At 49.0% G+C, this 13,681-nt stretch carries 11 protein-coding genes; 6 read left to right on the top strand and 5 right to left on the bottom strand.

The annotated features are described in order from the left end of the window. The first annotated feature begins 184 nt into the window (after nucleotides 1-184). The 5 genes from IQ260_RS17000 to IQ260_RS16980 all read left to right on the top strand — a co-directional run bounded on the left by IQ260_RS17000 (nucleotide 185) and on the right by IQ260_RS16980 (nucleotide 5,724). A complete protein-coding gene (locus IQ260_RS17000) occupies nucleotides 185-1,417 on the top strand; it encodes a hypothetical protein (RefSeq protein ID WP_193994303.1) in 1,233 nt (410 codons plus the stop codon). Beyond that, entirely contained in the window at nucleotides 1,414-2,274 is an 861-nt protein-coding gene (locus IQ260_RS16995) for a mechanosensitive ion channel family protein (RefSeq protein ID WP_193994302.1), read from the top strand. The genes IQ260_RS17000 and IQ260_RS16995 overlap by 4 nt, the downstream gene beginning before the upstream one ends. 22 nt (nucleotides 2,275-2,296) lie before the next feature. Continuing rightward, a complete protein-coding gene (locus IQ260_RS16990) occupies nucleotides 2,297-3,904 on the top strand; it encodes a mechanosensitive ion channel family protein (RefSeq protein WP_193994301.1) in 1,608 nt (535 codons plus the stop codon). Nucleotides 3,905-4,078: 174 nt separating this feature from the next. Further along, complete coding sequence (locus IQ260_RS16985) at nucleotides 4,079-4,417, top strand: cupin domain-containing protein (protein ID WP_228016193.1); 339 nt, start codon at nucleotides 4,079-4,081, stop codon at nucleotides 4,415-4,417. Between the two features lie 134 nt (nucleotides 4,418-4,551). Continuing rightward, nucleotides 4,552-5,724: a baeRF7 domain-containing protein gene (locus IQ260_RS16980; protein ID WP_193994300.1), complete on the top strand. Its 1,173-nt coding sequence runs from the start codon at nucleotides 4,552-4,554 to the stop codon at nucleotides 5,722-5,724. Between the two features lie 108 nt (nucleotides 5,725-5,832). Here IQ260_RS16980 and IQ260_RS16975 read toward each other — a convergent pair whose 3' ends face one another. The 5 genes from IQ260_RS16975 to IQ260_RS16955 form a co-directional block, all read right to left on the bottom strand. Beyond that, complete coding sequence (locus IQ260_RS16975; RefSeq protein ID WP_193994299.1) at nucleotides 5,833-6,744, bottom strand: transglutaminase family protein; 912 nt, start codon at nucleotides 6,742-6,744, stop codon at nucleotides 5,833-5,835. A 180-nt stretch (nucleotides 6,745-6,924) separates the two neighbouring features. Then, nucleotides 6,925-8,028 (bottom strand): Mrp/NBP35 family ATP-binding protein, encoded by a 1,104-nt coding sequence (locus IQ260_RS16970; RefSeq protein WP_193994298.1) that lies wholly within the window; start codon nucleotides 8,026-8,028, stop codon nucleotides 6,925-6,927. Then, nucleotides 8,021-9,001: a HEAT repeat domain-containing protein gene (locus IQ260_RS16965; protein ID WP_193994297.1), complete on the bottom strand. Its 981-nt coding sequence runs from the start codon at nucleotides 8,999-9,001 to the stop codon at nucleotides 8,021-8,023. The genes IQ260_RS16970 and IQ260_RS16965 overlap by 8 nt, the downstream gene beginning before the upstream one ends. Before the next feature lie 14 nt (nucleotides 9,002-9,015). Next, nucleotides 9,016-9,243 (bottom strand): 4Fe-4S dicluster domain-containing protein, encoded by a 228-nt coding sequence (locus tag IQ260_RS16960; RefSeq protein WP_193994296.1) that lies wholly within the window; start codon nucleotides 9,241-9,243, stop codon nucleotides 9,016-9,018. Nucleotides 9,244-9,322: 79 nt separating this feature from the next. Continuing rightward, nucleotides 9,323-11,026 (bottom strand): fumarate reductase/succinate dehydrogenase flavoprotein subunit, encoded by a 1,704-nt coding sequence (locus IQ260_RS16955; RefSeq protein WP_193994295.1) that lies wholly within the window; start codon nucleotides 11,024-11,026, stop codon nucleotides 9,323-9,325. 444 nt (nucleotides 11,027-11,470) lie between these two features. Here IQ260_RS16955 and IQ260_RS31715 point away from each other — a divergent pair, with 444 nt between their 5' ends. Continuing rightward, nucleotides 11,471-13,486, top strand: coding sequence for a LysR family transcriptional regulator (locus IQ260_RS31715; RefSeq protein WP_193994294.1), 2,016 nt, complete (start codon nucleotides 11,471-11,473; stop codon nucleotides 13,484-13,486). Nucleotides 13,487-13,681 lie beyond the last annotated feature (195 nt).

Genomic DNA, 13,681 nt, shown 5'->3' with positions numbered 1-13,681 from the left:
CTTAATAGCAGTGGGATATCATCGACGCGTTCGTTACTGATCAACTGGGCCATTGCTTGGCTGGGATACGATTTTGGGCATTATTACGCTATTCGCTATTCTCCTATATTTTCTAGCGAACCGTGAGATTATAGATATAGCAGATACACTTACTTAAATCGACGTTACTAGTCATTGGTATGGAATGAGTGCAGCTAACTCCTTTTTTGACGTGATCCGCGCCTGGCTGCAACAGCAACGTCGCTCTCTGTCGACCTGGTTGTCAAGGAATCAGCAAACGTCCCCTGACCCCGAAAATTCACTGTTACAGCTGCCGAGTGATTTGAGACAGAAGCTGTTAACCCAGCTCCAGCAGTTGCCCAGCCATCCTGATCACTCAGAACAGCTACAAACAGAATTCCAGCATGCATTTGAAGCCTGGCATCAAGGCCAGCGGAGCAACCCTAGGGGCTGGCTGGCTGGCTGTCACGATAATGTTTGGATTGTCATTAGTTCCTCAGCAACTAACCTGACGGACATCCTCAGCGTTTTTGTAAAAACTTTGGCTGGCAACGATCCTCGGGTAGATGAAAAGCTTACTTATCAGGGAGTTCCACTACAGCTAGTCCAATGGCCCGTCCGCCCCGATGTGGAATCATTGCAAAAGAGTCTGCGGCAGCAGGCAGACTCTTTACATAACCGTGAGATCGTTGTCATTCCCTGTTTAGAACATTGTTTTCTGCGCAGTGTGGAGGGCCTTAAGAGTATGGACTATTTTACCCAGCATTTGCTTACCGACCCATCGCGTTTTTGGATTCTGGGTCTAGGGCAGGTAGGGTGGCAGTACCTGCAGGCAATTTCTGCATTGGATGGCTACAGTAATCGGATCACCCACCTGAATGAGCTTACCGGCAAACAGCTGAAGGAATGGCTTGACCCCATCGTTTCTGAGCTAAATATAGAGTTTCAGTCATCTTCGCTTAGGGCTAAGGTGACTAACGAGAATGTGGACTGGCAGGAAAAATATTTCAGTACGCTAGCGGACAAAACAGATGGCATCGATACTGTAGCAGTCCAGCTTTTTCTCAATACGCTGCAGGTTATCGATGACGATCCAGAAAAAGAACAGACAGCCTCAGAAAAGCCATCCAAGCCGTTTCAAAATCGTAAAATTCAAGCCAGGCTGGCGGAGCAGCCAAGCATGCCAGAGCTAGAAGGTGAGAGTATTTATCTACTCTATTCGCTCCTGCTTCATCGGACGTTGACCAAGCTGGAGCTGGCTGAGAGTTTAGGTCTGACGCTTTACCAAATTGAGCCTTTGGTTCAAACTCTACGGAAAGCTGGCATTATTGAGCAGCAGGAACAACGCTTTAGACTAAACCCCGTTTACTATCCGCTGGTTCATACCAAGCTAGCAGGGGATAATTTTTCACTATGATGTTGCTAGTTACCCTGACCAGTGTTGCCCAGGCTTCTGACAGCGCTACTGACAAAGCAAAGGATATTCTCACTGAAATTACAACGTTCAAAGTTGTAGAAGCACTTACTGTCGTTATTACCGCTTATTTACTAATTCAGCTCTCTAGTCGATTGCTCTTTTGGCTTTCGGAACGGGTCGCAAAGGAATCACGACTGCGCATCAAACAGTTTGTCCCGTTTGTTCGCATGTTAGTTTTGATCATCGCCCTGGTGGTGCTGATGAATCAGCTATTCAACTTATCTAGGGAAAATGTCTTTGCCATTACGGGCACGGTTGCGGTTGCAGTTGGCTTTGCTTTCAAAGACTATGTTAATTCTATTATTGCAGGTGTTTTGGGCCTGTTTGAAGCGCCCTATCAGATTGGCGATCGCATCCAGATTGAAGATGACTATGGCGAAGTCATAACCTATGGCCTCAGAGGCTTAAGACTAAAAACTCCAACTGATGACATTGTCAGTATTCCCCATAACAAAATCTGGACCCATGCGATTTCTAATTCCAATATGGGGAATCTAGAAGCCCAGGTTGTGACTCATTTTTATTTAGAGCATTCTGTTGATGCCCAGCAGGTACAAGATATTCTATATCGGGTAGCCCAAACGAGTCGGTATACCGAGCTGAGACTACCCATCGTAGTCATTGTTGAAGACAAAATTTGGGGGACTCTGTTTAGCTTAAAGTGCTATCCCATTGATGCTCGCCATGAGTTTAAATACAAGACAGACCTGACCATACGGGCTAAGCAAACGTTTAGGGACTACGATATTTCCTATCCTCAAATTCCTAGACGTTTTTTAGAAGATATACAGTCTTGATAGCATTCCATCGAGTACAGGTATGAAGTTTAATCACTGGTTGATGGCCCTGCTGACGGGGGTGATCTGTTTTCTGCTGGCGAGTGTTCCAGTTGATGCTCAATTCGACAGCCTTACTCTCCCGAGTATCCTGGAAAACGAAATTGAGATCGTCGCTCCTCCGCTACCGATAGAAACGGCGGCTGTCCGCTTAGACGGTCGCTTTCTATTCCAAGTAGCCGTAGTTGATGGCATATCCCCTACTAGCCGGGCAAAAGAGATTTCTAAACGTTTACAGGCCTATGTGGCCGACGAGGCTGCTAGCGGTGTGACTTGGAAAGTGGATAATGACACCAATCAGCCGGTCATCTTCGTTGGCGATCAGTTTTTGATGACGGTTACCACGGCAGATGCTGCTTTGGTGGGGGTGGGTTCGACCGAGATTCGAGCTGAAGAATTGCGGACTACTCTGACGGATGCGATCGCATATTACCAATACGAACGCCAGCCAAAAATTATTCAACAGCGGCTGCGACGGGCCGGGGCGCTGTTGTTGGCGATGCTGGCTGTCGGTGGGGGACTCTACAAGCTACACCACTGGCTATCTAACGATCCAGAAGCCATCAACGCGGCTAGCCAGCTGGTAAGCCAGCGGATTATGCGGCGACAGGCTAAGCGCATTTATGAGCTTAAGAACTGGTTCCTGTGGCTGGGTGAACTGCTGATCTGGGGTGGGGGCAGCTTTATTATTTTGGGATTATTTCCCTACACGCGTCTGTGGCAGCAGCCCCTAATTCAGCTATTGAGGGTGCCGTTGAGGATTGCGATCGCAATTTTTTTCGGCTATGCCATCATTCATCTAGGCGATCTTGTCATCGATCGGCTGTTTCTAGCACTCTACGACCAGGCACCGTTTGACGCCGTACGCACCCAGCGCACAAGCCTGCGTTTTTCCACCTTCTCCCAGGTCACCAAAAGTATTCTGGTTCTTTTCGTCAGCGTTATCTGTGGACTCATCATTCTCGCCATCATTGGTATAGACTTGGGGCCCATACTCGCCAGTGCCGGTATCATCGGTCTGGCACTGTCCTTAGCCTCCCAAAGCCTACTCAAAGACGTGATTAACGGCTTTATGATCCTAATGGAGGACCATTATGGGATTGGGGATATCATCATTGTGCGTGAGATGACAGGTTTGGTAGAAACCATGAACCTGCGCATCACCCAGCTGCGGAATGAAGAAGGACGGCTAATTACCATTCCCAATGGCCAGATTGACATTGTGCAAAATCTTTCCAAGGAATGGTCTCGGGTTGACTTAAAGATACCCATTGCCCTCAATAATGACATTGACGAAGCCCTTGAGCTGATCAAAAACGTTGCCGACACTATGCGAGAGGATTCTGCATGGCAAGCGCTGATTTTGGAGACACCCTTGCTATTAGGCGTGGATAATATTGATCATGTCGGGGCTACAGTCCGTTTGTGGATCAAAACCCTTCCCCTCAAACAGTGGGAGGTGGCCCGTGAATACCGACGTCGTCTTAAAATCGCCTTTGAGCAAGCCAATATAGACTTTGGCGTTCCTCAACAACGTGTGAAGGTGATCGCGTCTGAACCATTAAACGGAACCTTACTGCCAGATCAATAGCTGGCCCTGGCAAAATCTTTATTCCCAAAATCTCTACCCATAGGTATATGTCATTTCGACCAAATGCCAGATGTATTTAAGTCTGATCTTTGGTGATATGGAGATGTACACGAGAGTACGTCAGTTGCCCTATCAGCAACAGCGACGGTTATAAAGTCTAATCTTGCTAAGTCAATGATCAAACCGCTAAGAGCCCATAAAAATAGCTCAGGGCCTGACGGAGCGCCGTCAGGATCCACATTGCTAATATCAGGTCAGGAGCTGGCGATGTGGTTTTGGCAGGCTTTTCCCGACCCATCAGCAGAGGAGAGCAGATCCTATATTAGCCAAGACTATGAGGTTACAGGCTATGTGATTGAAGGTGAGGCCGAACTTCATGTAGATGGCAAAGTGATTACTCTGACGCCGGGTGACTCTTGGGTTGTTCCCACCGGAGCGTTGCACTCCTACCTGATTCTGGAGCCGCTCACCGCTATTAGAACTAGCCATCCGCCATCGAGTCAAGTTTACTAGATACTCTTCTTTCACACCTGGCACTGGGGCTTTTCTTCTACGAAGGACCCCTGGTCTCGACTTGGCCATGGTTTAGACGCCGCGACATTCCCGTGACATTCTCGTGACATTGCAAATCCTATTTGAGGAACTGAATGACTTTTCCCAATACCCCTACTGTTGAACCCCTGCTTCAATTTCAAGGAGATACCTCCATTTCGATTTATATGCCCACCCACCGAGGTGGCTCCCAAGTCCAGCAAGACCCTATCCGTCTGAGAAATCTGCTAGGTCAGATCGCGACTGAGCTGATCAAGGCGGACATAGCAACGGAGAAGATCAACGCCCTGTTGGCTCCCGCCCGTGAGCTATTAGAAGATAGCGATTTCTGGCAGCATCAAAGCGACGGACTGGCTCTCTTTCTAGGAGAAGATTTTTTCCAGTACTACCAGGTACCCATAGATTTTGATGAATTCACCAGCGTCAGTCGTAATTTCTACATTAAGCCGCTGATCCCGTTTTGGACCAATAATGGCACCTACTATGTCTTGGCAGTCAGTCAGAATCAGGTACGGGTTTTTGAAGCTACCCGTTCGTCCATCAAGCCATTAAATGTAGACTCTGTTCCCATCAGTTTAGATGAAGCTTTAAAGTACGATACTCTCGAGAAGCAGTTTCAGTTTCACATTAGTAGGTCTAAGGGCGGTTCTGCCGTCTATCGCGGTCAGAGTGCTGGCGAAGCTGACAACAGGACAGACATTGTCAGATTTTTGAGAGCTATTGATAAAGGGCTAAAATCATCCCTGACTCAGACCAGTAGACCCATGATTTTTGTGGGCGTGGACTACCTCTTCCCAATGTATCGGGAGATTAATAGCTATCCCACACTGTTAGATCGATCGGTAGAGACTAATCCTGATGAGCTAAATCCCCAGGAGCTACACAAATGGACCTGGCCCTTTGCCCGAGACCATTTTCGACAGTCTCTGCGGCAAAGCAAGATCCGTTATTTAAAGCTAGCGGGCTCACCCTACACCTCAGACCGTCTTAGCGACATTATCAACGCGGCCCACGATGGCCAAATTGAAACGTTATTTCTCACACCGGGTCAACAGAAGTGGGTGATTTATGACGCTCAATCGCGCCAGTTTACTGAAGATGACAAGGCAGATTTACGTACCGATAGTCTGTCGAACTTAGCCGCTATTTATACTCTCCACTGTGGTGGACAGGTGTTTGTAACGGAGCCAGCCAGCATGCCGGCCAATACGATGGCAGCTGCCATCCTGCGTTATCCGATGCCACAGCAAGTGGCTAGTGTGAAGTAACGCCAAATCCGACTTCAGTATTTAGTAACCCTGATGAGCCAACTCGTCAGGGTAGTGCCTTGGGCATACCCTGCGATTAGCCCTATGGCACTGGGGCACCCCCATAGCCTACGTACTGGCCTCTTCAAACTGAGGGATTATGCCTAATTTATGAATATCAACGTTTACGTCCATGCCCAGGTAGTCATCGGGTTGGCCATTCCATGAGCCGGATAGGGGAATGACCTGGCCGGGGTGGCGTGCGATCGCAACTTGAATCAAATCAAACCCGGCAGTAATCCGATTGGTCGGATCGTAGCTCCGCCAGCCAGCCCCTGGTAAATAAACCTGGAGCCAGGCATGGGTTGCCCCCGAACCCACCATGCCCACATCCCCGCCATCTAAAGCCTCATCATAGAGATAGCCACTCACAAAGCGACAGGCAAACCCCAACCGTCTAAGGGCTTCAATCATCAGCCAGGCATAGTCACGACAGGTACCCGACCGCAAACGCAGAGTTTCACTAGGTGTTTGAGTCCCTTCCGTCTCCCTAGCCTGGTAAGTCCAGTTTTTCCAAAGAGTCCCCATCATCCGCTGCAGTACGTCTAGGGTATCGTCCTGGTCGCCAGCAACAAAGCTCTTAGCCCAGGCAGCCACCTGTCCGTCAGGGTCTTCTGCATGGGGCCGCATAAACCCCGCTAAGTCAATCCACTCTTCTGAGGTGTACTGTACGGGAACCTGTTTAGCGCGATTATCAATGGGAAATTCAGTGATCTTTTTAATGCCGAAGTGCTCACCCTTGAGCTGATAGCGCACCACTAGTGTGTCTGTCGGCTCATTAAACCTGATGAGAGCGATATTGTTGGAGAGGGTATCCATCATCCAACGAATTTTGGAGGGTACGTTCGTCTCCAGCGAATAGTTCAAAATTCGACTGCTATAGCCTGCCCCTGGTAGAAATATGCCGCGATGTTCCCCAAGGGTGACCGGGTTTTGATAACGATAGGTCGTAACATGTTCAAGGTCGTAAATAACGGCCATTTTCAGCTATTTCACCTTGTGACGAGATACTAGATATTGCCAATTTTCTTCAGTTTGAGCATCAGACAATGATTGCACAAGTACTGTAATCAGTTCAATACGTTCACTCACAGGTAGCTGAGATGCCTGCCCCAACGGCAAAGGGAACAGTCCGTAAAAATTAGTTTTGTAGTCGATCCCTTATAGAACCGTTGTTGTCTGATTTTTTGTGCGGCCTATCATCGGAGAAAATGTATGATTCAAACCGGTCGCGATCGCACCAAATATCTGGGCCAAAGGAGCCTCATCATCAGCTAAAGGCCGCCCCATATCACCCCCTTGACAAATCTGAGGATCGATGGGGACCTGGCCCAGCAGCGGCACGGATAGTTCCTGGGCCATTTGCTCGCCGCCACCGCTACCAAAAATGGATGTGCGCTCTCCACAACAGCCACAGATCAAGTAGCTCATGTTTTCTACCAGGCCCAAGACCGGCACACCCACCTGACGAAACATGTGGATACTGCGCCGCACGTCTGATACTGCTACCTGCTGCGGTGTTGTTACCATCACCACGCCGCAGATAGGGCTCTCCTGAATAATGGTGATCTGGGCATCGCCGGTACCGGGGGGTAGATCAATCAACAGATAGTCTAACTCTCCCCAATCCACATCCTGGATAAACTGGGTAATAATCTTATGGAGTACGGGACCACGCCAGGCTAAAGGATGGTCGGGCGCTGCCAGCAGTCCCACGGACATGACCTTGATGCCATGGGCCTCCAAGGGTTTGAACCGCTGCCCCTCCGGTGTATCGATCACCTCAACCGTAGTTTGGGCAAGTCCCAACATCTGGGGCACATTGGGACCATAGATATCAGCATCAAGCAGACCCACCTTAGCACCGGTTTTTGTTAAGGCGGCGGCTAGATTCACAGCGGTGGTGGACTTACCAACACCTCCCTTGCCGCTGGATACGGCTAGCGTGGTGCGCACCCCAGGAATTGTGCAAATCTGAATGTAGGCTTTTTGACACCACTCTAAATCGCCTAAGGCCAACTGAGCCTCATCTTTAAGGCTATGCTGATGGACACCAATATAGAGTTTTAGATACACATAGTTATCGACCACCCGCAGGTTTCGCACCATGCCCAGGTCAACAATGTTCTTGTTGAGGGTTGGCTCAAAAACCTGCTTGAGGCAGTGAATAGCTGCCTGTCTACGGACAGCTATCACTGGGCTATCAGGGATAGCATCGGGGGACTGATGAGGGGTACGAACAAAGGGAGAATCGTGGTTAGGCATTGGATGCTTCCGCTAGCTGATCCTGAATCTTTTGGATGGCCCGCTGAGAGAAAATCTGTACGTCTCTATCTGGATCATCCAGGGTTTGTTTTAGGGCTGGTAAAACCTCAGGGTTACCCAAGTTACCCAGGGCAATGGCAGCATCGCGTCGCACATCAGAATACTCGTCAGAAAGGGCTTTGATCAGGGTGGGAATAGTCTCATCGGTGGCGACTTTTTGTAGGGCACGGGCGGTAAACTTGCGCACCTGCCAATGGTCATCGGCCATGGCTTGGGTTAAAGCTGGGGTGGCGGCAGATGTCGCATGTAAATCGAGGGACTGGGCCGCGTTGCGCCGCACCTGCCAGTCTGGATCGGTTGCAATCGCACCACACAGCATCGGCACTACCTCATCATCACTTAGATAGCCCAGGGTCAAAATCGCCGAACGCCTGACCTCATCATTAGTATCCTTGGCCAGGGCCAGGGCGGGCTCACAGCGCACCACCTGGTTTAGATACCGCAGGGTAACCACAGACGCCTCCCGCAGCACCGGATTCTCAGACTCAAAGAACGGCAGAATATAGGGCAACGCCTGGGCATCGTGAATCTTGCGCAGCAGAATCAGTACATTCAGCTGCACGTTGACGTCATCGACTTGAATCACGTCCAACAGCTTGAGTAAATCATCTGGGGCGACCAGTTCTTTTAGCGCGGATAGGGCCTCCTCGCGTACCTCAGGTTCATGATCAGAGCTTAAACAGTCCAGCAGCGGCGGCACCACCACTGGGTTTGCCATTTCCCAAAGGGCGGTGACAGCAATCTCTTGTACCCTCGCACTTTCATCGTTCAGGCTCTGGATTAGGGCGTCAATGGCGTCTTCATCCCCCAGGTGCTGTAGGGATTTGGCGGCAACCAGGCGATCGTTGAGGTCTTGCGATCGCAGCATCTCCACCCACTGCACCACTTCTGGATCAAGGTCGGTATGGGCCATGGTGAGTTTTCTCCCTAACGCAGTAGAAACGGAATCTGAACGGTAATGGCATTGGTGGGACATTCCTTCTCGCAGGGAAGGCAAAACCAACACTCGTCGTATTTCATGTAGGCTTTGCCCGTCTCAGGGTTTTTCACCAACACATCCAGAGGGCAAACTTCGATACAGGCCTTACATTTTTCGAGACATTTAGATTCGTCCACAATCACGGGGACATCAACACGTTGGGTAGCTTGAGCCATAGATGGGTTTCTCAATTAAAGAACAGAATTTTTGACGTTGGATCGGTAGAGGCATTCCATGGAACGCTTCTACCGATCCCTACCGTACCGCCACGTCATACACTTCCTGCTGGAGATCCACTTCCACAATGTAAGGAGCCACCGGACGCTTAAACATTTCCATCTCGCCCGACTCTGTTTTCTTTAAGTTCACATGGCAGAACCATTCCTCATCATTTTTCTCAGGGTAGTCCAGACGATAGTGATATAGTCCCCAACGACTCTCTTTACGATAGAGAGAGGCCCGGGCCGCCATCTCGGCACAGTCTCGGATAAAGTGAACCTCCATACAGCGCATCAGTTCGTGGGGGTCCTGGGCTCCCATCAAATCCAGGGTTTCGTGATACCGCTCAAAGGCAGCGAGACCGATATCCATCTTAGTAGGAGATTTAGGCGGCTGCAGATAATCATTCACATAGCGACGCAGCTTGTACTCCACCTGGGTATGGGGAACACCATCGGGGCGATCCAGGGGGGCATAAATGCGAGCTTGTTCTGTCGCGAGAAACTCTGGGTCAGGGTCCACATGCTCCAGCCCCTCCACATACTCCATGGCATTCATGCCAGATAGGCGTCCAGAGACAAAGGCGCCAATCATATAGTTGTGGGGCACACTGGCCATGTCGCCAGCGGCATAGAGACCGGGTACGGTGGTTTCAGCCTTGTCATTGACCCAGACACCAGAAGCACTATGGCCACTGCACAGACCAATCTCTGAAATGTTCATTTCCACGCCATTGGTGCGGTAGTCCTCTCCTCGACCTTCATGGAAACGCTCACGACTGGGGCGCTCATTAGCCCACAGCACCCGCTCAATTTCTGAAATGGTGTCGTCATCCAGATGATACATCTTCAGGTGTACCGGCCCTTTTCCAGAGTTCAACTCTTTCCAGGTTTCCAACATCATCTGACCACTCCAGTAGTCGCAGCTGATGAAGCGATTCCCCTCAGCATTGGCGGTGTAGGCCCCAAAGGGACTGGCCACATAGGCACAGGCGGGACCGTTGTAGTCCTTGATCAGGGGATTGATTTGAAAACATTCGATATTGGTCAGTTCTGCGCCGGCATGGTAGGCCATGGAATAGCCATCGCCCGCATTGGTAGGGTTCTCATAGGTGCCATAGAGATATCCAGAGGCCGGTAGTCCCAGACGTCCGCAAGCTCCGGTACACAACACCACGGCTTTTGCCTGGATAACAACAAAATCTCCCTTGCGAACGTCAAAACCGACAGCCCCAATCACTCGCCCTTCTTTAACCATGACCCGAGTGGCCATCACCCGGTTAGTCACCCGTACCTTATGGCGTTTAACCTGCCGCGCAAGAATCTTTTTTAAGTCTTTCCCCTCGGGCATGGGCAGTACATACTTGCCCACGCGGTGTACCTGTTTTAGGTCGTAATTCCCTTCGTTGTCTTTTTGGAATTTAACACCCCAACTTTCTAGCTCTTGGATAACTTCAAATCCCCAGCGTCCGGTTTGATAAACGTTTTTTTGCTCTAGAACGCCATCGTTGGCAATAGTGATTTCTCTCACATACTGTTCTGGGGTGGAGTTGCCGGGGATCACGGCGGTGTTGACGCCATCCATCCCCATTGCGATCGCACCGCTACGACGGATATTAGCTTTCTCCAGGATCAAAACATCGGCATCGGGGTTAGCCTGCTTGGCCTTGATACCCGCCATCGTGCCAGCGGTACCTCCACCAATCACTAAAAAATCTGTTTGCAGGTGCTGAGTATTCACACAAAAGTCCTCATTTTCAATAAGGTGATCAAGCCTCAACCGGTCGGAGGGTCATCAAAAGCAGGTAAGTGCTTTTTTGAGCTATGGGTTCAGCGGTGTGGTTTTTATAGAAAACTCGCGGTCCAATCTAAAGTCTCAAGTGGACATGTTTTTAAAACTACGTTGCTTGGAGATATTCATACTTTCCATGTCCGCTATCTCTATTCTAAAGAGACTCAGTGATCGCCTCAAGATCGTTTGTATCAAAAGGCACTGTTTTTCGATTCATTTTTTTTATATACTCATAAAAACCAGCAATATCACGTCGGATCTGTACAGGCTTGATTTAGATAGGTAATGGCACAATAGTGAGGTTAATTTGTGCCTAGATTCAATGGCTTGAATGTCCAATCGGGTCTGCAAGTAGGCCTTTAAATCGCGGCCTAGTTCGCCAGGAATTTTGTTGTGGAAATTTATCATTTAAGAGTTTTTTTAGAAGTTGCCCGCTACCTGAGCTTTACTGAAGCAGCAGATGCCCTAAATCTTACCCAGCCTGCTGTGAGTGCCAAAATTAAGTCCCTGGAGGCCAATCTAGGTGTCGATCTTTTTCATCGACTCGGTCGCAAAATAAAGCTAACGGCTGTAGGTAGTTATTTACTCGAAGCAGGTCCTAGTCTACTAGCCTTAGAAAATCGCTTAATCAACGAAATCAATGAAATTAAACAGGGAAAATATAGCCGTTTAAAAATTGGTTGTACTGACAGTATCGCTAACGGATGGCTACCTAAAATTCTATTTAAGTATCGTCAGAAATATCCTGATATCCAGCTGCAGTGTTTACCCTTTAACACAGTACAACAGCTCCACCAAGCCATCACCGTAGGAGAGATTGAAATTGGTTTTGCCGAGACAAATCTCAATGGCTTTGATGAAATAGACTCGATACCCATTGATAGTTTTCAATACTTCTTGATGGTGGCGACTGACCATCGCTTAGCTCCATGCCAGTGGCTAAGCCTGCGCGATCTAACGTCAGAGGCCTGGGTATTTCCAGGCGCTGGCACACCAGATCATGTGGCTCTAGAGGCAAGGCTGGCAGAGTTGGATATGCATCTCTCAGACTTTACTCACCGAGAGTTTGTCCAATCGCCTAGCTTGTTAAATACGTTTTTGAGCCAAGGGCACTATTTAGGCTTTGGCTCTAGCTTACAGCTCCAAACAGAACGTCAGGCTAACCTCTTGGTTTCTATTCCGTTGCAGGAGTTTGCCCTGGACTACCAGCTGTTTATGGTAACGCCTAGACGGCTCTCCAGGGTGACCCCGCGCCAACACCGTGCCGACCTTCAATCCCCTGCTCCCCTGCAACAATTTATTCAGCTGGTTTCCAAAGAATCTGAACGGGCTCAGCGGATTAGATCCCAGAAATCATTCTCTAAATCGGCTGCCCACTTGCAATCTCCTAGCCTATGGTTACGACAGTCCCACGGAGCCTCTTCAGAAACCTTGACGCTGACTATCGGCACCCAAAATAAAACCATACAAACCGTGACTGCGGGGGTGATTATCCAACGATTGGGACTACTCGAACACTTTTTGCCCAGAAGCGGTCAATACAGCAAAACAAACTATCAAATTAAGTGGCATGATTTCACTTCAGGGGCTCCCATTGCTGCAGGTCTCCAAACCCAACAGTTAGACATCGGTATTTTAGGGGATTACCCCTTGTTACTTAGCGGGCTGACTAGTGGTTTGGCCTCAGAGAATGACCCGTCCCCTTCCACCAAAACTCGATTAGTTAGCTTTGTTGCCAGCAACCCTGACGGTACCGGGAATACCATTATTGTTCCTGGTCGCTCTTCCCTGAGCAGCTTAGATGATCTGCGCCATCGGGTAATTGCCGTTCCCTTTGCATCATCGGCCCATGGCATGGTGATGCGTACCCTGTTCCAGGCCGATTTACTTCACGAAGTCACCTTAAACTCAATCGACAATCTGAGTATTGATCGCCTCACCCCCAGAAATGACCAGGCTGATGGCTATGCTTATTTTGCGCCTCTCCACGAAATTGCCAGTCACCATGGTAAGTTTAGGCGTTTAGTAGATACGCCTGATTTGACTAAATTACCGACATTTCATGGGATTGTTGTTAGAGATTCCTTTGCTGAACAGCACCCAGAACTAGTGGTTGCTTATCTAAAAGCCTTGATTGCTGCTCAGCATTGGTATATCAACACACCCAGTGCTCCTTCCCTAGTCAGTAGCTGGGTGAGGCTAGATCCTGAAATTGTGTCTAAAACCCTTGATGATCAGCAATCAAATCGCACGGGTCTGTTTTTCCCGGAAACACAAATTCGCATGGACTGGATTACAGATCACATCCAACAACTCAAAGTCATTCCAGGCAATGAGCAACTAGGAGAGATTGATGTCAAGAATTGGATACAGCCCGAACTCCTAGAAAATGCTATAAGCTCTTTCTAAAAAACAAATATACTGCTGGCTAATTATTTCGTGGTTTAGCAGCCTCTCGAATCCCCTTTTTTTGGACATAACCACGCTATTCCAGTTAGGCACAGTGGGGCTTCCCAATTCTGGGGGTCATATTTCTAGCCAGAAAATTCATCACCCGATGAAATAAATAACTAATAAACCAGCAACAACCAGCCAAATTGACAC

The organism is Leptolyngbya cf. ectocarpi LEGE 11479, from assembly GCF_015207065.1.
GTDB lineage: Bacteria > Cyanobacteriota > Cyanobacteriia > Phormidesmidales > Phormidesmidaceae > Leptothoe > Leptothoe ectocarpi.
Note: the sequence above shows the minus strand (reverse complement) of the source record. Positions and strands in the feature narration are given on the sequence as shown.